This is a genomic window from Leisingera daeponensis DSM 23529, from assembly GCF_000473145.1.
GTDB classification, from domain to species: domain Bacteria; phylum Pseudomonadota; class Alphaproteobacteria; order Rhodobacterales; family Rhodobacteraceae; genus Leisingera; species Leisingera daeponensis.
This window is the reverse complement of sequence record NZ_KI421501.1, coordinates 62195-83517: the sequence shown is the minus strand read 5'-3', so window position 1 is coordinate 83517 and position 21323 is coordinate 62195. Positions and strand designations below refer to the sequence as shown.

20 protein-coding genes are annotated in these 21323 nt (G+C 69.4%); 11 read left to right on the top strand and 9 right to left on the bottom strand.

What is annotated here, in order from left to right:
* Positions 1-225 precede the first annotated feature (225 nt).
* The 8 genes from DAEP_RS0120125 to DAEP_RS0120090 are packed head-to-tail and all read left to right on the top strand — an operon-like array spanning position 226 to position 9424.
* Entirely contained in the window at positions 226-1587 is a 1362-nt protein-coding gene (locus DAEP_RS0120125) for a serine/threonine protein kinase (RefSeq protein ID WP_027245957.1), read from the top strand.
* A gap of 11 nt (positions 1588-1598) precedes the next feature.
* Positions 1599-2933 (top strand): FHA domain-containing protein, encoded by a 1335-nt coding sequence (locus DAEP_RS24415; protein WP_051337527.1) that lies wholly within the window; start codon positions 1599-1601, stop codon positions 2931-2933.
* Positions 2917-3891 (top strand): PP2C family protein-serine/threonine phosphatase, encoded by a 975-nt coding sequence (locus tag DAEP_RS0120115; protein WP_027245956.1) that lies wholly within the window; start codon positions 2917-2919, stop codon positions 3889-3891. The genes DAEP_RS24415 and DAEP_RS0120115 overlap by 17 nt, the downstream gene beginning before the upstream one ends.
* On the top strand, positions 3888-5090 hold the full coding sequence (locus DAEP_RS0120110; RefSeq protein ID WP_027245955.1) for a P-loop NTPase family protein: 1203 nt from the start codon (positions 3888-3890) through the stop codon (positions 5088-5090). Before DAEP_RS0120115 ends, DAEP_RS0120110 begins: the two co-directional genes overlap by 4 nt.
* Before the next feature lie 58 nt (positions 5091-5148).
* The gene (locus DAEP_RS0120105) at positions 5149-7209 is read left to right on the top strand and encodes a dynamin family protein (RefSeq protein ID WP_027245954.1); all 2061 of its coding nucleotides are present in this window, start codon (positions 5149-5151) and stop codon (positions 7207-7209) included.
* Positions 7206-8204 carry a dynamin family protein gene (locus DAEP_RS0120100; RefSeq protein ID WP_027245953.1) on the top strand — a complete coding sequence of 333 codons (999 nt, stop codon included), beginning with the start codon at positions 7206-7208 and terminating at the stop codon, positions 8202-8204. The genes DAEP_RS0120105 and DAEP_RS0120100 overlap by 4 nt, the downstream gene beginning before the upstream one ends.
* A gap of 57 nt (positions 8205-8261) precedes the next feature.
* The gene (locus tag DAEP_RS0120095; protein WP_027245952.1) at positions 8262-8645 is read left to right on the top strand and encodes a hypothetical protein; all 384 of its coding nucleotides are present in this window, start codon (positions 8262-8264) and stop codon (positions 8643-8645) included.
* On the top strand, positions 8642-9424 hold the full coding sequence (locus tag DAEP_RS0120090) for a hypothetical protein (protein ID WP_027245951.1): 783 nt from the start codon (positions 8642-8644) through the stop codon (positions 9422-9424). Before DAEP_RS0120095 ends, DAEP_RS0120090 begins: the two co-directional genes overlap by 4 nt.
* Positions 9425-9473: 49 nt before the next feature.
* Here the strand turns inward: DAEP_RS0120090 and DAEP_RS0120085 are convergent, their stop codons facing one another.
* The 3 genes from DAEP_RS0120085 to DAEP_RS0120075 all read right to left on the bottom strand — a co-directional run bounded on the left by DAEP_RS0120085 (position 9474) and on the right by DAEP_RS0120075 (position 11378).
* Positions 9474-10229, bottom strand: a complete 756-nt coding sequence (locus tag DAEP_RS0120085; RefSeq protein WP_027245950.1) for a hypothetical protein — start codon at positions 10227-10229, stop codon at positions 9474-9476.
* Positions 10230-10437: 208 nt separating this feature from the next.
* A complete protein-coding gene (locus DAEP_RS0120080; RefSeq protein WP_027245949.1) occupies positions 10438-10770 on the bottom strand; it encodes a GYD domain-containing protein in 333 nt (110 codons plus the stop codon).
* Between the two features lie 149 nt (positions 10771-10919).
* Entirely contained in the window at positions 10920-11378 is a 459-nt protein-coding gene (locus DAEP_RS0120075; protein WP_008558610.1) for an Lrp/AsnC family transcriptional regulator, read from the bottom strand.
* A gap of 113 nt (positions 11379-11491) precedes the next feature.
* Between DAEP_RS0120075 and DAEP_RS0120070 the strand changes: the two genes are divergently transcribed.
* Both DAEP_RS0120070 and DAEP_RS0120065 read left to right on the top strand, forming a co-directional pair.
* Positions 11492-12694 carry a methionine gamma-lyase gene (locus DAEP_RS0120070; protein ID WP_027245948.1) on the top strand — a complete coding sequence of 401 codons (1203 nt, stop codon included), beginning with the start codon at positions 11492-11494 and terminating at the stop codon, positions 12692-12694.
* Positions 12695-12716: 22 nt separating this feature from the next.
* The gene (locus DAEP_RS0120065) at positions 12717-15113 is read left to right on the top strand and encodes a 1-deoxy-D-xylulose-5-phosphate synthase N-terminal domain-containing protein (RefSeq protein WP_027245947.1); all 2397 of its coding nucleotides are present in this window, start codon (positions 12717-12719) and stop codon (positions 15111-15113) included.
* A 42-nt stretch (positions 15114-15155) separates the two neighbouring features.
* Here the strand turns inward: DAEP_RS0120065 and DAEP_RS0120060 are convergent, their stop codons facing one another.
* From DAEP_RS0120060 to DAEP_RS0120035, 6 genes are read right to left on the bottom strand one after another with little or no spacing between them, the layout of a single operon-like run.
* Positions 15156-15929 carry a LamB/YcsF family protein gene (locus tag DAEP_RS0120060; RefSeq protein WP_008558539.1) on the bottom strand — a complete coding sequence of 258 codons (774 nt, stop codon included), beginning with the start codon at positions 15927-15929 and terminating at the stop codon, positions 15156-15158.
* 9 nt (positions 15930-15938) lie between these two features.
* Entirely contained in the window at positions 15939-16955 is a 1017-nt protein-coding gene (locus DAEP_RS0120055) for a 5-oxoprolinase subunit C family protein (protein ID WP_027245946.1), read from the bottom strand.
* Entirely contained in the window at positions 16952-17698 is a 747-nt protein-coding gene (locus DAEP_RS0120050) for a 5-oxoprolinase subunit B family protein (RefSeq protein WP_027245945.1), read from the bottom strand. Before DAEP_RS0120050 ends, DAEP_RS0120055 begins: the two co-directional genes overlap by 4 nt.
* On the bottom strand, positions 17698-18993 hold the full coding sequence (locus DAEP_RS0120045) for a TRAP transporter large permease (protein WP_027245944.1): 1296 nt from the start codon (positions 18991-18993) through the stop codon (positions 17698-17700). The genes DAEP_RS0120050 and DAEP_RS0120045 overlap by 1 nt, the downstream gene beginning before the upstream one ends.
* A 9-nt stretch (positions 18994-19002) precedes the next feature.
* Positions 19003-19551, bottom strand: a complete 549-nt coding sequence (locus tag DAEP_RS0120040; RefSeq protein ID WP_027245943.1) for a TRAP transporter small permease — start codon at positions 19549-19551, stop codon at positions 19003-19005.
* Positions 19552-19609: 58 nt separating this feature from the next.
* A complete protein-coding gene (locus DAEP_RS0120035; RefSeq protein ID WP_027245942.1) occupies positions 19610-20581 on the bottom strand; it encodes a TRAP transporter substrate-binding protein in 972 nt (323 codons plus the stop codon).
* Positions 20582-20790: 209 nt separating this feature from the next.
* Here DAEP_RS0120035 and DAEP_RS0120030 point away from each other — a divergent pair, with 209 nt between their 5' ends.
* Positions 20791-21312: a winged helix DNA-binding protein gene (locus tag DAEP_RS0120030; RefSeq protein WP_027245941.1), complete on the top strand. Its 522-nt coding sequence runs from the start codon at positions 20791-20793 to the stop codon at positions 21310-21312.
* Positions 21313-21323: the final 11 nt, after the last annotated feature.

The window sequence follows — 21323 nt, the reverse complement described above, 5'->3', positions numbered from 1 at the left end:
GCGCTGCCGGCCCTATAGGCGCCCAGTTTAACTAACTTCAACGCAAGTCGCCGGCAGGCTCTTAACCCTGTGTTTACAGCCCTTTCCGGGCAAATGCGGCGGAAATCGGGCAGCCCTGCCGCAATTGCCCGGAAGCTGCCGCGAACATTCCGCATTTGGCTTTCAGCGTGAAGGCCCGCCCGCGCCCTCCGCCCGGGCCCCACGCCGCCACAAGGACCTGACGCCGTGCCGCATGACATCTTTTCCGCCGATCCGGCGCCGGCCTGCGAACTGCCCAGCGGCTTCAAGCTGCTGCAGGGCCAGTACCAGATCGAGCGGCCTCTGCTCAGCGGCGGCTTCGGCATCACCTACCTGGCCCGCGACAGCCTGGAACGCCGCGTCGTGATCAAGGAATGCTATCCGGCGGGCCTCTGCCGCCGCAGCGGCACCGATGTGGAACCCGCCGCGCCAGAACACGCCAGATCCTGCCGCAACGTGCTGCGCGCCTTCCTGCGCGAGGCGCATCTGCTGGCCCGCGCCCGCCATCCCGCCATCGTCGGTGTCCACCAGGTGTTCAAGGAAAACCAGACCGCCTATATCGCGATGGAGTTCATCGACGGGCTGGACCTGCTCACCGTGCGCGAGGAGCAGCCGGAGCGGCTGACCGGGCCGGTGCTGCGCCGGATCCTCGATCAGGCGCTGGAGGCGCTGGACTGCCTGCACCGGCTGGGCGTCCTGCACCGCGACATCTCGCCGGACAACATCCTGCTCGGCAAGGACGGCACCGTGACGCTGATCGATTTCGGCGCCGCCTGCGGCAGCACCCCCGATGACGGCACCGCGCTGCCGATGCTGCTGGCGGTCAAGGACGGCTATTCCGCCCATGAGCTTTACAGCCCCGATCTGCCCCAGCGCCCGGCCTGCGACCTCTACGCGCTTGGCGCCACGCTCTACTACCTGATCACGGGCGCCCCGCCCGCACCCAGCCAAAAGCGGCTGGCGGCGCTGCTGGCGGGCGCTCCGGACCCCTGCCGCCCGCTGCTGGGCGGGCCCTGGGCCGCGGACCCGGCGCTGCTGGCGACCGTGGACATAGCGATGTCGGTGCTTCCGGCGGAACGGTTCCAGAGCGCCAGCGGCTGGGCCGCCGCCCTGGCGGAGGAAGACGCGCCGCAGCACGCCGCAGAGCCGCAACCCGGCCCGGCCCCCGCAGCGGCGGACGCCTGCGCCGACGACGGCAGCAGGCTCGCTGAGGTTATCTCCGAACTGGTCGCCAAGACCAATGGCAGCCTTGAGCCCGGCCTGCCGCGCTCCGCCCGCCGGGCGCAGACCCCGCCCGCCGCGCAGCAGCCCGGACCGCGCCGCCCGCTGGTCAACATCTTCGGCGAGCCGGTCACCGACCTGGAGGCATGGCTGGAGGAGGAGGATGCGATCTCCTGGCGCAGGAAAATCGCCCCGTCCGCGCAGCAGCCGCCGGGCGCAACCCCGGTACTGCTGGCAGACCCGTCGGACCCGGCACTGGGCCTGCGCCGGGACAAGCCTACATTCGCCGGCCGCTTGCGCAGGATCTTCGGGCGTCCCGGCAACAGCCCGCAAACGGTTAAGAACTGAAGGAAATGGGTATGAAGTTCATCAAGGATATCATCGGCGAAAAGCGGGAACGGGTCCGCCTGGACGGCACCGCTGCCGCAGCCGCGGAACCGGTGCAGCCGCCCGCGGAGGACACCGGCAGCCCTGCGCCCTTCAGCCTCGGCAGCAGCTTCCGCCTGGACCCTGAACCCGGTCCGGCCCCGGCCCCCGCCAGCCCGGACGCCGCCGCGGCTCTGACCGAGGCGTTCCGCGATCCGCCGGACGCGCCCGGCGCAGACTTTTGCGGTGAACCAGACGATGCGTTCGCCGGTCTGGGCAGGGCCGAACCGGAAGAGGATGCGATTGCCGCCTTCTTCGCCCGCGAGCAGACCCGGGCCGCCGCACCGGACCGCCCGGACACCGCCGCCTTCTTCGCCCCAGCGGAGCATGACACCGCAGAGGCAGACCCCTCGGAAACGCCGGAAGAGGATTTCTTTGCCCAGCCGGAAGACGCAGACGGCGACACGGCAGAGGCCTTCGCGGCAGACCCGGATTTCAGCCGCCTGCAGCAGCCGGAGCCGGACGCCGCCAGACCCTACCGGATTTTCACGCGCAGCCACGCCGCCGCGCGGACCCCGGACGCCATGGCGGACCGCATCGAAACCGAAGCCGGCGCCGACGCCGCAGCGCCCGCTCCTGAGCCGGACCCGCAGCCGGAACCGGAACCCGCCTTTATCGCGGCGGAACCCCCGGCCCCGCAGGCGGCCGCGGCCCCGGCAGCTCAGCCCGCATGGGACGCGCCAGCGGCAGAAGCGCCGGTCTGCGCACCTGCCGCCGCACCCATCGCCGCCCCCGCCGGCGCACCCATTGACGTGCCCGCACCCTCGATGGGCCGCGGCGCCAGCCGCGCAGGCCGGGTCAAGACCCGCCTGCTGGGGTTCAGCCCGGCACAGGCCGCAGGCGCCGACCCCTTCGCCCGCAGCGCAGAGGCCGCGGCACCCGGCTACACCCGGTTTCCCGTCGGCTGGCTCGCCATCGTGCAGGGGCCGGGCCGCGGCGCCGCCTTCACCCTGTTCAGCGGTGTCACCGTGATCGGGCGCGGCGCGGACCAGACCGTGCGGCTGGATTTCGGCGACAACAGCATCTCCCGCGACAACCACGCCGCCATCGCCTATGACCCGGAGCAAAAGTCCTTCTTCATCGGCCACGGCGGCAAGGCCAACCTGGTGCGCCGCAACGGCCGCCCGGTGCTCAGCACCGAGGCGCTGTCGGCGGGCGACGTGATCCGCATCGGCGAAACCACCCTGCGCTTCGTGCCGCTGTGCGGCGCGGACTTCGGCTGGGACCAGCCGCAACACAGCGATGCCGCAGATGCTGCATTCCGCTGAGGTCGAATACGACGCCGCGACGGCCCTCAGCCAGGGCCGCCGCGAGCGCCAGGAGGATGCGGTCGCCGCCGACTTCCCGGCCGGCACCGGCACCGGCTTTGCGGTGCTGGCCGACGGCATGGGCGGCCATGCGGCGGGCGACATCGCCAGCCGGATCGTGGTGACCGAAGTGTTCAGCGAGCTGAAACTGCAGGCCGGCGACCCGGCGGCACTGGAACAGGCCATCGGGGAGGTGCTGCAGCAGGCCGCCGATGGCGCCGACGCCTGTCTCGGCGAATACGCCAGCCGCCAGCCCCAGGCCCGCGGCATGGGCGCCACCCTGCTGGCCCCGGTGCTGTTTTGCAACCGCCTGTACTGGATCTCGGCCGGCGACTCGCCGCTCTACCTGTTCCGCGAGGGCCGCCTGATCCGGCTCAATGCCGACCACTCGATGGCGTCTGAACTGGATGGGCTGGTGGCCGAGGGCCGGATGGACGCCGCCGAGGCCGCCAGCCACCCGGACCGCCACTGCGTCACCTCGGTGCTGACCGGCGCCGGCATCCCCCGCATCGACTGCCGCAGCATCCCCGTGCGCCTGCAGGCGGGCGATATCGTGCTGGCCGCCAGCGACGGGCTGCAATTCCTGCCCGAAGCCGAAATCGCCGCCGTGCTGGCCGCCGAACGCCTGAGCCCCAGCGCCCGTATCGGCGCGGTGCTGATGCAGCGGCTGGAGGCGCTGGACGCGCCGGAGCAGGACAATGCCGCGCTCTGCGTCATCAAACCCTTCGACCCGCGCGCCGCCGGCCAGTCAGCGGCCCCCGCGCCGGCACAGGACCCCGCGCCGGCACAGCCCGCAGCGCCGCCGCAAACTCCGGCACCGCGCCCCCGCGCCGGACGCCGCATCGTGACCCTGCTGGCCTCCGCGACATGGCGCTCCGCGCCCGCCGCCAGCCAAACCAAGACGGATGCACCGGTGTGAGCCTTCCCCTGCGAGACATAACCCCGCTTGCCGGCCAGCTGGAGCACACGCTCAGCACCGGGCTGCTGCCGCCGGACGTCACCGGCTGGGGCAGCCAGCTGCTGCAACGGCTGCGGCAGCCGGTCCGGGTGGCCGTCACCGGCGCCCCGGGCACCGGCAAATCGGCGCTGATCGACATGCTTCTGGGCCGGGTGGTGATCGGCAAGGCCGCCGCCGGCCTGCCGGTCGAGATCTGCCACGGACCCGAAGAGAGGGTGGTCTTCGACACCCCGGCGGGCACGCGCGGGCAGCAGCCAGGCTGCCTGGCAAACGCCGCCGTGCCGCCGGACGCGCTGCGGGTGCGCCAGCACCTGCCCGACCCGCGGCTGCGCGCCCACAGCTACTTGGAGATTCCGCTGGCAGGCTCCCCCGGCCGCCAGCAGGAGACGCTGCAGCAGGCCGCCGCCATGGCGGACATCATCCTGTGGTGCAGCGAAACCTTCCCGGAGGCCGAGCAGGCCCTGTGGTCGGCGATGCCCGACAGCACCAAGGATCACAGCTTCCTGGTTCTCACCATGGCCGACCGCCAGATCATGCGCGGCGTCCTTCCCGGCCTGATCCAGTCGCTGGAACCGGTCGCGGCAGAGGAATTCCTTGGCGTCTACCCGGTGGCCGCCATTCAGGGCCTCACCGCGCAGACGGCCGGCACCCCGGCAGAGGATCTGTGGCGCTCCAGCGGCGGCAGGCAGCTGGCCGAAGACGTGCAGCGCCAGATCGGCCTGGGCCGCGCTTCGGATGCGGATCAGGCGGAACTGCTGATCCGCCAGTTCGGCGGCTCCCTCCCGGCAGAGGCTCCGCCGCCGCCCGCCGCCAAGGCCGCCCGCCCCGCTGCCACTCCGCACGCCCCCGCCGCCAGCCTGGCCGCGGCGCTGGACCAGCTGCAAAGCGGCGCCGAGGACATGCTGGCCCGGGCCGAAGCGGCCGGCGGCCCGCAGGCGGGTCCCGTTCTGGCGCAGTGCATGGACCTGATCCGAGGCCTGTCCGCCTCGCTGGAGGGGCTGCCCGGCAGCGCCGCGGTGACCGCGGCCCGCGACGCCGCCCAGGATGGTGAGGAGCTTTTGATGCTGTGCCAGCTTGAACAGGACGAAGACGCGGCGATCGACGCGGTGACGCTGCTTTTCCAACTGAAAAAGGAGCTGGCAGAAGACTCCCCCGGATAAGGGCCGCGCCCGGAAACGCGCCCGACAACATGCAGATGCAGGAACAGAAGACCCAGCCATGAACATGGAAGCCCAGATCGAGAGTGCAACCGACATCCGCGCCTCCGCGCGGCCGACCAACCTGAACGCCGGGCTGGAGCCGCTGGCGGCATATGCCCGCAAGGCGCAGCGGCTGGATACCGCGCTGGCCACGCTCGCCGGGGTGTCGGGAGAGCGCGTCCGGCGCAGCCTCACCCGGCTGCAGGCGGAGCTCGCCGCGTTCGAGCCCAGCGTCACCCTGCTGGGGCAGGTGAAATCCGGCAAGACCTCCCTGGTGAACGCGATGGCGGGCTGGGCCGACCTGCTGCCCTCGGACGTGAACCCCTGGACCTCGGTTGTCACCTCGCTGCACCTGGAGCCGGGCGGCAACCGCACCGAAAACAAGGCCAGCTTCCAGTTCATGACCGAGGAGGAATGGGACCGGCTGACCACCAAGGGCGGCCGCATCGGCGAAATGGCGGGCCGCGCGGGCGCCGGCAGCGAGCTGCAGAAAATCCGCACCCAGATCGAGGAGATGCGCGAACGCTCCCGCCAGCGGCTGGGCCGCAAGTTCGAGCTCCTGATGGGGCAGAATCACGACTACGGCTATTTCGACAAGAACCTGATCGAACGCTACATCTGCCTCGGCGACGACTTCGGCGGCGAGGAACCGGGCGCCGTGGACGAACAGGGCCGCTTTGCCGACATCACCCGCGCCGCCGACCTGTACCTGAACAGCCGCTCGGTGCCCCACCGCCTCTGCCTGCGCGACACGCCGGGCGTCAACGACACCTTCATGATGCGCGAGCAGATCACCATCCAGGCGATCCGCGACAGCCGCATCTGCGTGGTTGTGCTGTCGGCAGGCCAGGCGCTGACCTCGGTCGACATGGGGCTGATCCGGATGATCTCCAACCTCAAATCGCGCGAGGTGGTGATTTTCGTCAACCGCATCGACGAGCTGGCCGACCCCGCAAACCAGGTGGCCGAGATCGAGGCGAGCATCCGCCAGACCCTGGAAGCGCACCATGGCCCGCAGGAGGCCACCATCCTGTTCGGCAGCGCCTATTGGGCGGGCAAGGTGCTGACCGGCGGGCTGGAGGACATGGATCCGGCCAGCTCCGCCGCGCTGCTGAACTGGGCCGAAGCCTCGGTCAACGCCTCCCACGCTCAGGCCACCGCGCAGAACATGGTGTGGGAGCTGTCGGGCATCCCCGCCCTGAACCGCGCTGTCTGCGAACGCATCGCCGCCGATCTCGGCGCCCCGCTGCTGGCGCGCATTGCCGCCTCCGCCACCACCGCCGCCACCGGCCAGCAGGCCGCCAACGCGGTTATGGTGCAGGGCGAGGGCAGCGGCGGCGGCGCCAACCTGCACGACGTCCGCACCGCTTTCGAGGATCTGTGCCAGAGCCACCTGCAGGCGCTGGAGGCGGAGGCGGGCCAGGTGCTCGACGCCTTCCGCGACCGCGCCGACCGGGCGCACGCCACCTTTACCGACCGCGCCACCCACGCGCTGATCGACCATCTGGAGAAATGGGGCGAGGACTGCCATTGGGAATACGACCCGGCCGGGCTGCGGATGCTGCTGCGCTCCGCCTATTCCGTCATGGCCAGCCGCCTGCAATCCGCCGCGCAGACCCGGTACGAGGCCGCGGTGCAGGATGTGGCAGAGCTGCTGTATGACGGCTTCGGCCCGGCGGTCGAGGGCATCCAGCTGGCGGTGCCGGAGGTGCCCCAGCCCGCCTCTCCGGTGGCACTGGCGCAATCCATCGCGCTGGATTTCAACGACAGCTGGTGGGCCTCTTGGTGGCGCCGCACCCGCGGCTACAAGGCCTTTGCCAAACAGTTCCGAAGCCTGATCGCAGGCGAAACTGAGGACTTCATGACCCAGCTCAAGACCGTGCAGACCGCGGACGCCCGCGCCGCCATCCTCGCCCGGCTGCAGGGCTTCTTCGACGATCAGCGCGACATCCTGCTGGAAATCGCCGACTGCCGCCGCGGCGGCGGCGACATGCAGGCGCTGTTTGCAGGCGATGAGGCCCGCCGCCGCCAGACCCAGACCGCCACCGCCTTGGAAACCCTCAGGAGCTTCACCGCATGACCCAGCCCACCGCCCTTTCCGCCCCCCTCGTGCCGGACGCGGCCCCGGCGCGCAAGCCACGGCTGGCGCTGATGGGGGAATTCAGCGCCGGCAAAAGCACCCTGACCAACCTGCTGGCGGGCCGCGCCCCGCTGCCCACCCGCGTCACCGCCACCCGGCTGCCGCCGGTCTGGCTGTCGCACGGGCCGGAGGGCGCCAGCCTCACCGGCACCGACGGCAGCGAAACCCCGGTGCCGCTGGAGGACATCGCCGCGGCGCCGCTGGAAAGCACCGCGCTGATCCGCCTGACCCTGCCCGCCGAGGCGCTGGAGCTGTGCGACCTGATCGACATGCCCGGCATCTCCGACCCCAACATGCCCGCCAGCGTCTGGCAGGCCCTGCTGCCCGAGGTCGACAGCGTGATCTGGTGCACCCATGCGACCCAGGCCTGGCGCCAGTCCGAAGCCGCCGCGTGGGAGGAGATCTCCAGCCGTCTCAGCGGCCCCAGCACCCTGCTGATCACCCACTTCGACAAGCTCCGCAATCCCCGCGACCGGGACCGCGTGCTGCGCCGCGTGCAAAAGGAAACCGGCGATGCCTTCAACGCCATCTTCCCGCTGTCGCTCAGCCAGGCGCTGACCGCGGGCGAGGACATGGAGGCGTGGAAGACCAGCGGCGCCGACCGCTTTGTCGAATATCTGGTGGACCTGCTGCTGAACTGGGCAGAGCCCGGCCGCCGCCCGGACCGGGACATGTCCCCGGCCCTGCCCCGGTCTGCCCCGCAAGCCGCGCCGCAAGCAGGCGAAGCACCGCGCGCCGAGGTGCTGGATTTCGGCAGCAAGCGCGAGGCCGCCGCCCAGGCACAGCCGCAGACACAGGCGCAAACACAGGCGCAGGCAGGGGCCGGCAGCGCCGATCCCGCCAGCCGGGTGATGCCGCGCCGCGTCGCCCCGCCGGCCAAGCGCAGCCAGCGCCCGGGCCGCGCCCGCCCTGAAACCCAGCCCGCCGGAGACTGACACCGCCATGCCAGCCGCTGCCGCCCCGGATTGCCCGCGCCGCGAAGGAGACCCAAGGTGACGCTTGCCCGCCAGCTCGACACCCTGCGCCAAAGCGCGGACGGCTGCCGCCTTGCGGCCTTCGGCGATCTGGGCGCCAGCATCGTCCTGCGCAGCAGCAGCGCCAGCAGCCACCCGCAGGAATACCTCGACGCGCTGTGCCAGCAGGCCCGCCGCGGCTTCCTGATGCTCGACGCCGCGGTGCAGGCCGGGCCAGAGGCCGGCCGCCCGCCCGCCGATGACATCCTGATGCTGGCCCCGGGCGAGGCCCGCCTCTGCATCCGCGCGCCAGACGGCTCCGGCGACGCGCTGCTGTGCGTCTGCAGCGACGCCGGCACTGCCGCCCGCCTCGCCGCCCCGGCGCGGGCGCTGCTGGCCCGTCTTAGCGGCGCGGCAGGATGACCAGCCCCGCCCGCCAGCTCCCCGGCGCTGAGCCCGCCCCGGACGCGCTGCACCAGGCGCTGCGGCAGTTGGCGCAGCCGGTGCAGGCGCTGACCGCCCGCGCGCAGCGCGCTGCCGCGGGTCAGGACCCGCTGCTGCCGGCCCTGCTGCGGGAAATCGCGGAAACCGTGCTGCCGCGCGAAATCACCCTGAGCATCGGCCAGACCCCCGCCGCCGTTCTCACCGCCGCCCACCGCAGGCTCGCAGGCCTCAGCCTGGGCGGCACGGCGGAGACAGGCGCCGCGCCGGAGGATCCCGCCGCCGCCGCCCGGCTGTTTGCCGCCCGGCTGAGCAGGCTGGAGGCGCAGGCCGCTGGCGCCGGTGTCAGCTTCCGCCGCCGCCCCTGCGCCGCGCCGCAGGGCGCAGGCAGCTGCACCGCCGCCCAGCTGCAGGAGGCGCTCGCCGCCGCCAGCCGCAGCCCGCTGGCCAAGCTGCGCAGCGCCGCCGCCGCGCAGGCCCTGGCGTGGATTCATTGTTCTGCCGGCCCGCAGGCGCCGGACAGCGGCGGCCCTGCCCCCTTGCTGCAGCAGCTGCAGGCCGTCCGCAGCACGTTCGAGGCCAGCGCCGCCCGGCCGGGATCGGCCAGAATGCCCGCGCACAGGCCCGGCTGCCTGCTGCTGCCGGTCTCGCCCGATCTGCGCATCCTGGCCGCCGCGCATGAGGAGGAGCTGCTGCTTCTGGCGCTGCCGCCCGGGGCCGTCGACGGCCTGATCGAGACCTGGACCGCCCTGTTCTCCTGACATCTCCTGCCCCGCCGCGCCCGCCAGCGGGCCGCCGGGGCAGCAGGGGTTACAGCTTGCCCGGCAGGCTCAGATCGCCGGAGGCCACATCGAACACATCGGTGACACACAGCAGCGGCGCGTGGATATTGGCATTCACCCGCAAGGCCGCGGTCACCCCGTCATAGGCCGCGCCCTCCAGCGCCACATCCCGGCCAAAGGCCGCTGTCACCGCAATCTCCGGCCCGTCGAACACCGGCGAGAATCCGGGGCTGTCGAGGAAGACCGGGAACCCGGGCCAGGTCGCAGGCAGCTGCGGCTCCTCGCCTTCCGGTATGTCGCGCACCGCCAGCGCGCCGGGGCCGCAGGCCTCTGTCGGGGTCAGCACCACCCAATGGCTGTGCCACACCAGCCCGTCATTGGCGGGATCGCCGTCCTGGTTCTCGTCGTAAAGCGGCGTGTCGTCGAAATCAGGGTGGCTGGTCGCCGCCAGCGCCAGAATGCCGGTGCCGCCCTCGAACCCGGCTGCGGACGGGTCCAGCGAGGTCGGCCAGACATAGGACAGCACCCCTGCCCCGCCCACGGCACCCGCCGCCTCCGGCACCTCGGTGCCTGCGCCGCCATTGGTGGTCATGTGAAAGGTCACCAGGTTGCCCTTGCGGTGCGCATGCGCCGCCAGAATGTCAAAGGCCGCCAGCGTCCCGTCTGCCGCAGCCGCCGACAGCACAGCGCCGTCCTGATCCGCCGCGCGGCCGTGGCCCTCATCCGCCAGCGCCACGCTTGCCGCCAGCATCAGCGCCGCGCCCGAAACAAGTGAAGTCCGCATCTCAGTCTCTCCGTTTTGTCCTTCGTGATGCCCCGTTGTAGTTTCGAGTCGATACCTTTTGCAAGGATTATTTCGACTCGCTACCTTATTGGCCGCACTACTCCCGCAGCAGGGCAGGCACACAGAGAGACCCGCCGCGCGCCGCTGCCGGGCGGCCTCTGCGCGGCGGAGCTGTCAGGTCATTCCGGAAACGCGGTTCTGGCAGCGCTTACCCGCCGGGGGCCTTGTAGGCGCCGGCAATGCCGCCGGCCTTCTTCTGCATGTCCAGGAATTCGTCCGAGGTGAAGGCCCGCACGGTCTTGAGGTTGCTGACCGCACCGGAGGCGCCCACCGCCAGCAGACCCGCCAGCAGGCCCGACACATCGTCAATGTTCACATGGATGGCAAAATCGCTTTCCCCCGTGGTCAGGAAAAAGCTTTCCTGGGTGCCGCCCGCCGCTTCGACCAGAGCACGCGACGCAGCCTCGCGGTCGCTGGGGTGTTCAACCATCGCCTTCATGGCAGAGGCGGTATAACAACCGGTCACGATAAATCTTGGCATTCTGACTCTCCCTTGGGGTAAAAGGCGAGCCGTTTTCGGGCACGATGCCGGATCGTCCGGCCCGCATGCCCCCAAGCTGCCATGATACCACAAGACGGGGCCGTTTGGCATGACAATCCGGGCAGAGAGCCGGCGCCCGTCCCTGCCGGTCAGGAGGCGGGCGGGAACACGGCTGTTTTCTTGACCGTGCCGTACACGAAACTGGTGTCGATCGAGGCAATGCCGCCAATCGGGTGGATGCGGTTGCGGATGAAGCTTTCATAGGCCTCCAGGTCCGGCACCAGCACCCGCAGCTGGTAATCCATTGCCCCGGTCAGCACATGGCACTCCAGCACCTCATCCATCCGCCGCACCTTGCCTTCAAAGGACTGCACGTCGGTTTCGTTGTGCCGCTCCAGCCGGATCCGCACAAAGACGGTGATCGCCATGCCATAGGCCGTGGCGTCCACATCGGCGCTGTAGCCGCGGATCACCCCGCTCGCCTCCAGGTTCCGCACCCGGCGCAGGCAGGGCGAGGGCGACAGATTCACCGCCTCGGCCAGATCCTGATTGGTCATCCGCCCGTCGCGCTGCAAGGCGCGGATGATCTGTCTGTCTTTGCTGTCCATGCGGCCCCCGATTGGCAGATTATGCCAAAATCTACTCTCTGGCTGGCATAATTGGCAATCCATCACCTTCCGGACAGGCGCAATATGGCAGCAACACAGATCAGGAGCCCGACATGAAACGTTCCGCAGGATTTGCCACCCGCGCCATTCACCACGCCTATAACCCGCAGGACCACGACGGGGCGCTGACCCCGCCGCTGCACCTGACATCGACCTTCACCTTCGAAACCGCCGAAGCCGGCGGCGAGATGTTCGCGGGCGAGCGTCCGGGCCATATCTACAGCCGCATCTCCAACCCCACCTGCGACCTGCTGGAACAGCGCATCGCGGTGCTGGAAGGCGCCGAGGCGGGCCTGGCCCTGTCCAGCGGCATGGGCGCGATCACCGCGGTTCTATGGACGCTGCTGTCGCCCGGCGACGAGGTGATCGTCGACAAGACGCTTTATGGCTGCACCTTCGCCTTCATGCGCCACGGTCTGGCGAAATGGGGCGTCACCATCACCCATGTCGACATGACCGACCCGGAAAACCTGCGCGCCGCCGTTTCGGAGAAGACCCGCGTCGTCTATTTCGAGACCCCGGCCAACCCCAACATGCGGCTGGTCGACATTGCCGCCAGCGCCGAGATCGCCCATGCGGCGGGCGCCACGGTGGTGGTCGACAACACCTATGCCACCCCCTACCTGACCCGCCCGATCGAACACGGCGCCGACATCGTGCTGCACTCCGCCACCAAATACCTGGGCGGCCACGGCGATGTGGTGGCCGGTCTGGTCGCCGGCACCGCCGAGCAGATCGCCGAGATCCGCCTGGTCGGCATGAAGGACATGACCGGCGCGGTGATGGCGCCCTTCAACGCGATGCTGATCCTGCGCGGCATCAAGACGCTGAACCTGCGGATGGACCGCCACTGCGCCACCGCCCGCGTCGTCGCCGCCTATCTTGAGTCGCACCCCGCCGTCGGCGCGGTATACTTCCCCGGCCTCGACAGCTTTGAGCAGCGCGCTATCGCGGAACGCCAGATGGACCAGCCCGGCGCCATGATCGCCTTCGAAGCCAAGGGCGGCCTGGCCGGCGGCATTGCCTTCATGAACCGGCTGGAGATGATCCAGCGCGCGGTGTCGCTGGGCGACGCCGAAACCCTGATCCAGCACCCGGCGTCGATGACCCACTCCACCTACACGCCCGAGGAGCGCGCCGAGCACGGCATCAGCGACGGCCTCATCCGCCTGTCGGTCGGGCTGGAAGACGCCGAAGACATCCTCGCCGACCTGGAGCAGGCCCTGGCCCCCGCCGCCCTTCAGGCCGCCGAGTAACCCGCCCTTCAAGGAGACCGCCATGCGCCCCGATCCCGCCCATCTGAAGACCATCGAACAGCGGCTGTTGTGGCTGTCGCACTGGATGGTCCACCACGCCAACCACATCCGGCCCAAGGCGGACGGGATCAAGGTGGGCGGGCATCAGGCGTCCTCGGCCTCGATGGTCTCGATCATGACGGCGCTCTATTTCTCCGCCCTGCGGCCCGAGGACCGGGTGGCGGTGAAACCCCACGCCGCCCCGGTCTTTCACGCCCTGCAATACCTGATGGGCAACCAGACCCGGGAGAAGATGGAGAACTTCCGCGGCTTCGGCGGGGTGCAAAGCTACCCCAGCCGGACCAAGGACACCTGCGACGTGGATTTCTCCACCGGCTCGGTCGGGCTGGGGGTGGCGATCACCTCCTTCGCCTCGCTGGTGCAGGATTACATCACCGCCAAAAGCTGGGGCGCAGACGCCCCCATGGGCCGCATGGTGGCCCTGGCCGGCGACGCCGAACTGGACGAGGGCAACATCTACGAAGCCCTGCAGGAAGGCTGGAAGAACGATCTGCGCAATTGCTGGTGGATCATCGACTACAACCGCCAGTCGCTCGACGGCATCGTCCGCGAAGGCCTGTTCGAACGCATCGAGAAGATCTTCGACGCCTTCGGCTGGGACGTGGTGCGGGTGAAATACGGCGTCCTTCAGCGCGCCGCCTTTGCCGAACCCGGCGGCGATAAGCTGCGCGGCTGGATCGACGCCTGCCCAAACCAGGAATATTCCGCCCTCACCTTCATGGGCGGCGCGGTCTGGCGCCAGCGCCTGCTCGACGACCTCGGCGACCAGGGCGACGTCACCGCCCTGATCGAACGCCGCAGCGATGCCGAGCTGGCGGCGCTGATGGAAAACCTCGGCGGCAACTGCGTGGAGACGATGGCGGAAACCTTCGACGCCATCACCCACGACCGCCCGGTCTGCTTCCTGGCCTATACGGTCAAGGGCTGGGGCACCCCGATTGCGGGCCACAAGGACAACCACGGCGGCCTGATGAACGCCACCCAGTTCGCCCAGTGGCAGGCCCATATGGGCGTGCCCGAGGGTCAGGAATGGGACCCCCTCGCCACCGTCCAGGACCCGGAAGGCCTGCGCAAGTTCCTGTCCGAGGTGCCGTTCTTTGCCCAAGGCACCCGCCGCTATGCCGACGCCCGGCTGCCCGTGCCCGAAATCGCCGCCCCTACCGGCCGCGAGATTTCGACCCAGATGGCCTTCGGCAAGATCCTCGACGATCTGTCCAAGGGCAGCAGCGAACTGGCCGGCCGCATCGTCACCACCTCGCCGGACGTGACCGGCACCACCAATCTCGGGCCCTGGGTGAACCGGCGCAAGCTGTTCTCCCGCACTGCCCAGGCCGATGCCTTCATCGAGCACCGCATCCCCTCCACCGCGAAGTGGGAATTCACGCCGGAGGGCCAGCACATCGAGCTGGGCATTGCCGAGATGAACCTGATGCTGCTCTTGGGCGCGGCGGGCCTGTCGCATTCGCTGTTCGGCAAGCGGCTCATTCCCATCGGCACCGTTTACGATCCCTTCGTCAGCCGCGGCCTCGATGCGCTGAACTACGCCTGCTATCAGGACGCGCGCTTCATCCTCGCGGGCACGCCGTCGGGCGTCACCCTGGCCCCCGAGGGCGGCGCGCACCAGTCCATCGGCACGCCGCTGATCGGCATGTCCCAGGACGGTCTGGCCGCCTTCGAACCCGCCTTCGCGGATGAGCTGGCGGTGATCATGCAATGGGCCTTCGACTATGTGCAGCGCGACGGCGAGGGCGACCCGGACGAGCGCACCTGGCTGCGCGACGAGACCGGCGGCTCGGTCTATCTGCGCCTCACCACCAACCCGGTGGAACAGCCCGGCAAACGGGCGGATGACGCCTTCCGCCAGGGCACCATAGACGGCGCCTACTGGCTGCGCCCGCCGGGGCCGAACTGCGAGGTGGTGATTGCCTACCAGGGTGCCGTCGCGCCCGAGGCGATCAAGGCCGCAGGCATGATTGCCGAAGAACGCCGCGACATCGGCGTGCTGGCGGTGACTTCTGCCGACCGGCTGAACTCCGGCTGGACCGCCGCCCAGCGGGCACGCTCGCGCGGCAACGCCGCGGCGCAGTCCCATGCCGAAACCCTGATGGGCGCCCTGCCGCCGCATTGCAAGCTGATCACCGTGATCGACGGCCACCCCGCCACGCTGTCCTGGCTGGGCTCTGTCTCAGGCCATCAGACCATCCCGATGGGGGTGGAGCATTTCGGCCAGACCGGCACCATCGGCGACCTCTACCGCCACCACGGCATCGACGCCGCCGCCATCGTCGAAAAGGTGAACGGCCTCACCGCAGGCAAGCGGGCCGCCCGCGGCGCCTTTGCCGCGATGGCGCGTAGCTGATATCTGAAAAACGCGGGGGCGGTCTGCCCCCGCCCCACGCTCTTACAGCACCGCGCCGCTGAACTGGGCCAGCTCGACGCCGCTGTCCTGCAGCGCGCGGCGCACATCGGCGGCAATCGCCACCGCGGCGGGCGTGTCGCCATGCAGGCAGATGGTATCAATCCGCGCCGGGATGCGCTTGCCGCTGGCGGTGATGATGGCGCCCTCGCGCACCATCTCGACCATCCGCCGCCCGGCCTCTGCCGGATCATGGATCACCGCGCCGGGCAGGCTGCGGTCCACCAGCGTCGCATCATCGTTATAGGCGCGGTCGGCGAAGATCTCGCACGCGGTCTTGCAGCCCAGCTCCTGTGCTGCCTGCTGCTGCGCGGTGCCCGCCAGCACCATCACGATGATCTCAGGATCCACCGACAGGGCCGCCTGATAGCAGGCCCGCGCCATCGCCAGATCTTCCGAGGCCATATTCGCCAGCGCCCCGTGCAGCTTCAGATGCCGCACCGCGCCGCCTGCCGCACGCGCCATAGCCTGCGCCGCGCCCAGCTGGTAGCGCACCATGTTGCCCAGCGTCTCATGCGGCACCGACATCCGGCGGCGGCCAAAGCCCTGCAGGTCGGGAAAACCGGGATGCGCGCCGATACCGGTGCCCTTGGCGACCGCGTGTTTCATCGTCGCCGCCATCACATCCGGGTCGCCCGCATGATAGCCGCAGGCGATATTGGCCGAGGTCACGATATCCAGCAGCCCGGCATCATCGCCCAGGCTCCAGGCGCCAAAGCTTTCGCCCATATCGGCATTCAGATCGACAGTTCGGGTCATGTCATCTCCTCACAAGACATCTTCTTCACCGGCAATCGCGCCGCTGATGAGCTGATAAGACAGCAGGTTGGACATGCTGCGCGGGTCGCGGATCAGGGGATGGCACCGGCCGCGCAGGCCCTCGCGCCGCTCAGCCTCGGCCCGTTCCAGCTCTACCGCCTCCTCCAGCGGGATGAAGCGGAAATGCAGCTCCGCCCCCGCCGCCGCCTGCGCCAGAAGCGGCAGGTCGCAAGGAAGCACCGTGCCGATCCGGGGATAGCCGCCCGTGGTCTGGCATTCCGACAGCAGCACATAAGGCGTGCCGTCGCCGGTCACCTGGATGTCGCCGGGCACGATCACCTCAGACACCACCGTGCGCGCGCCGTCGGGGCGGAAGCCTTCGCCGTCGCTCTCCAGCGGCACGCCCATCCGGTTGCCGCGCGCCCCGCGGCGGAAGGCGGTGCCTTCGAACCGCTCCAGCTCGGCTTGCGGGAACAGCGCCGTCTGCAGGCTCGCCACAACCCGCACCGTGCCGCCCTCGAACCGGTTCTCCGGCGTCAGTCCCAGCCCGGTGCCCTGGCCGCCGTCCGGGCCGGTCTCCAGCACGTCGCCCTGCGCCAGCGCAGCACCAATGCCCGCCGCCAGATGCGCCGAGCGCGCGCCCAGATGCTCCGGCGTCTGAAAGCCGCCGCCCGCATGCAGATAACCATAGCTGCCGCTCTGCGCCGCGCCGATAGCCAGCCGCGCCCCCGCGGGCAGCAGGTGGCTGGCGTTCCAGGCCACGGCGGTGCCGTCGATGCTGGCCCGCATCGGCGCGCCGGTCAGGGCGATGCGCAGATCGCTGTCCGCCTGGAACTCGCCGCCCATGCCGGCCATCTCGACCGCTGCCAGATCCGCGCCCTGCCCCAAGAGCGCCGCGCCCTCGGCCAGCGCCAGCCGGTCGGCAGCGCCGCCGCGCGACACCCCGTATTCCAGCCAGCCCGGACGGCCGAGGTCCTGAACCGTCATCCCGGGGCCTGCGCGCAAAATGGTCAGCGAGCCGGTCATGACAGATCCTCCGCCCTGGCACCGCCCAGCGGATCGCGCCGCAAGCCCTGCAGCTCCTCCGGCGTTATCGCGCTGAATTGCACCTCGTCGCCGGGACGCAACAGGAACGGCTCCTCCGCATCGGGGCGGAACAGCCGCACTGCGGTCTGGCCCGCGTGCATCCAGCCGGTGGGCGTCGCCACCGAGAACAGCACCAGCTGCCGGATCGCCACCGCCAGCGCGCCCTCGGGAATGCGGGTGGTCAGCTGGCTCTGGCGCGGGATGTCCCAGGCCTCCGGCAGCTCGCCCAGATAGGGCTGGCCGGGGGCAAAGCCGATGGTCTGCACCCTGACCCGCGCCGCCGACAGCGAGGCCACCGCCTCCGCCTCGCTCATGCCCGCGGCCGCTGCCGCCTGCGGCAGCTGCGGCGCCAGTTCGGTGCCGAACACCGCCGGAATGCGCCACAGGCGGCGCTGGCCGGGCAGCGCGGCGGCGTACCAGTCGCGCTGCGCCAGCAGCGCCTCCAGCCGCGCCCGCAGGCCCGCATGGTCCAGATGCCGCAGGTCGAACCGCACATAGGCCGACACCAGCGAGGTTGAGACCTCCTCGACCCCGTCCCAGCTCTCCGCCGCCAGCGCTGCGCGGAACGCCAGGGCGGCGCGGTTGGCCGGCTCGCTCAGGCGGCTGCCAAAGCTTACCAGCATCCCGTCCACCCCCACCGTGCGGATCCCGGGGGCGGCTGCTGCTGCGCTCTCCCGTGCCATCACATCTGTTCCGGCAGATAGGTCACGATGGACGGGAACAGCACGATCAGCACCAGCGCCACGATCATCAGGAAGAAGAACGGCAGCGCCGCCTTGGCCACGGTCAGAATGTCCCGCCCGGTCAGCGATTGCAGCACAAACAGGTTGAACCCGACCGGCGGCGTGATCTGCGACATCTCCACCACGATCACCAGGAAGATGCCGAACCACAAGGGGTCAATTCCCGCCTCCAGCACCATCGGCATGATCACCGAGGCCGTCAGCACCACCACCGAAATCCCGTCGAGGAAGCAGCCCATGATCACAAAGAAGATGGTCAGCGCCGCCAGCAGCGTGAAGGTCGACAGGTTCAAGGAGCCGATCCATTCCGCCAGGATGCGCGGAATGCCGGTGAACCCCATCGCCACCGTCAGGAACGACGCCCCCGCCAGGATAAAGGCGATCATGCAGGAGGTGATGGTCGCCCCCATCAGCCCCTCGGTAAAGCTCTGCCGGGTGAGCGAGCCGGACTGCCACGACAAGAGCAGCGCCAGCACCACCCCCACGGCAGCAGCATCGGTGGGTGAGGCGATGCCTGTATAGATCGAGCCGATCACCCCGCCGATCAGCAGCACCACCGGCAGCAGCCTGCGCGCGCGCTTCAGCTTCTCGCGGAAGGTGGCGGCAATGTCCTCGGACGGCAGCTGGCTGCGGTTGAGCAGCGCCCAGACCACCACATAGCCGACGAACAAGCTGACCAGCAGCACGCCGGGCAGCACGCCCGCGACAAACAGCCGGGCGATGGATTGCTCGGTCGCCACGCCATAGACGATCAGGATGATCGACGGCGGGATCAGCAGCCCCAGCGTGGCGGAACCGGCCAGCGTGCCGATCACCAGCTTCTCGGGATAACCGCGCCGCGACAGCTCCGGGATCGACAGCTTGCCGATGGTGGCGGCGGTGGCCGCGGACGAGCCCGACACCGCGGCAAAGATCCCGCAGGCAAAGACATTCACATGCAACAGCTGCCCGGGCAGCCGGTTCATCCAGGGCGACAGCCCGGTGAACATGTCCTCCGACAGGCGCGAGCGGAACAGGATCTCGCCCATCCAGATGAACAGCGGCAGCGCCGCCAAGGCCCAGGAATTGCTGTGGCCCCACATGGTGGTGGCCATCACCAGCCCCAGCGGCGCCTCGGTGAACAGCGCCATCGCGGCGATGCCCACGCCCAAGAGGGCAAAGGCCACCCACAGGCCGGCGCCCAGGAACAGGAACAGAAGGAACAGAAGAATGATGGAAAGCGCGGCAACGGACATGGTGATCCCCTATTCGCTCAGAAGATTTTCGCCCTTGCCCTCCCAGGAGGGCAGCGCGCCGCGCAGCATCGAGATCAGCTCGTCCGCCAGCGCCAGGGTGAGGATCGCAAGGCCAAGCGCCACCGGCGCCTGCGGCAGCCACAGCGGCACCGACACCATGCCCGCGCTGCGGTCGCCGAACTCCAGCGATTCCAGCAAGAGCAGACCCATGTACCAGGTGGCAAAGCCGCTCATCGCCAGCGCCAGCAGGATCACCCCCAGCTCCGCCGCGCGGTGGGCGGCGGCGGGCAAGCGGTTGGTCACCAGCGTCACCCGGATGTGGCCGCCCGCCCGCAGCGCATAGGCCAGCGCCAGAAAGGTCGAGGCCGCCAGGAAAAACCCGGTGAAATCGGCGTAAGACGGGATCGTCAGCCCCACCGCGGTTCCGGTCAGCGCCACCGCGATCTTGTCAGCGAGGTTCAGGCACACCTGCGCAAAAACCAGCGCCACGATGGCCACGATAAACAGTGCTGCCAGGCCCCCGGCCGCACGGTAGATGAAATCAAGCACAGGCCGCATGGCTGCCCCTCCTCCCCAGGAGACCGGACGCCGTCCCCGGCGTCCGGCCATGGTCACGTTACTGCTGGTAGGCGTTCAGCAGGGTGGCGCCGGCCTCCCCGGCCTCGCCCTTCCAGTTTTCCAGCATCTGGGCGCCAATCGCGCGCAGGCCGTCCATCAGCTCCTCCGACGGCTCGACCACGGTGATGCCGTTTTCCTTCAGCACCTCGATCTGGCTGCTGGTCTCGGCCCGGCTCATCTCCCAGCCGCGCGCTTCGGCCTCGGCTGCGGCCTCCAGGATGGCAGTCTGGGTCGCTTCATCCAGGCGGCGGAACGCGCGCTTGTTCACCACCACGATGTTCTTCGGGATCCAGGCCTGAATGTCGGTGTAATGGCTCAGGAAGTCCCACGCCTTCGAATTCACGCCGGTGGAGGGCGAGGTGATCATCGCCTCGACCCGGCCGGTGCTGAAAGCCTGCGGAATGTCCGGCACTTCAACCTGCGTCGGCGCGGCGCCCGCCAGGTTGGCGAACTGCTCCAGCGTCGCGTTGTAGGTGCGGAACTTCAGACCCGCCAGATCCCCGACACTGTTGATTTCCTTGGTGGTGTACAGCCCCTGCGGCGGCCACGGCACAGCATAGAGAACCATCAGCCCCTGCTCGTCCAGCAGCCCGCCGATCACATCCTTCTGCGCCGCCCACAGCCGCTCGGCCTCTTCATAGCTGGTCGCCAGGAACGGCAGCGAGTCGGCACCGAACGCCGGGTTGTCATTGGCCAGGAGCGACAGGAAGAACTCGCCCGCGGGCACCTGGCCGCTGCGCACCGCCTTGCTGATTTCCGGATGCTTGAACAGCGATCCGGCAGAGTGGACCTTGATCTCCAGCCCGCCATCGGTCGCCTCGGCCACGTCGCTGGCAAACTCAGTGATGTTCTTGGTGTGGAACGTGGCGTCCGGATAGGGCGTCGGCATGTCCCAGGTCGCGGCCACCGCCGGAACCGACAGGCCGGCAATCAGAACGGCGGCGCCGCCCAGCAAACGGGTGATCTTCATCTTAATTTCCTCCCAAAGCGAAATATTGCAATATCGTACCCATAACGCTGATAATTTGTCAACGTTTTGCCAATGTATGCCGCTCGGTCCTCACCCGGCCCGCCGCTGCCAGCGGTGCATCGGCCTGCTTGATCTCCTTGATACTTTGCCGTTTTATGACCACATGCAGATAAAACGCCGGGGTTTTATCAACAAAGAAGGGGCAATAGATGGCCGAAAAGAAACCGGATTCCCGCCGAATCGTCTCCTCCCGCCATCTGGCCGAAGGCGAAGGCTGGGAGCTGTCGGAGCTGGAATTCGGCCTGATCATCGCCTCCAACGCATTCTCCCGCTGGATGACCCGCTGCATGGCGGCGGCCGGCCAGCCGGATCTGAACCCGCTGGAAATCCTGATCCTGCACAACGTCAACCACCGCGGCAAGGACAAGCGCCTGTCCGACATCTGCTTCCTGCTCAACATCGAGGACAGCCACACGGTGAACTACGGGCTGCGCAAGCTGCTGAAAGCCGGGCTGCTGACCTCTGAAAAGCGCGGCAAGGAAGTGTTCTACCGCACCTCCGCCGAGGGCGCGGCGCTGTGCTCGGCCTACCGCGACGTGCGCCGCCAGTGCCTGCTGGACGGGCTGTCCGCCGCCGACCTGCCGGGCAAGGACCTGCGCGAACTGGCCCGCAGCCTGCGCGCGCTCTCGGGCCATTACGACCAGGCCAGCCGCGCCGCCGCCTCGCTCTGACACACAGGGGT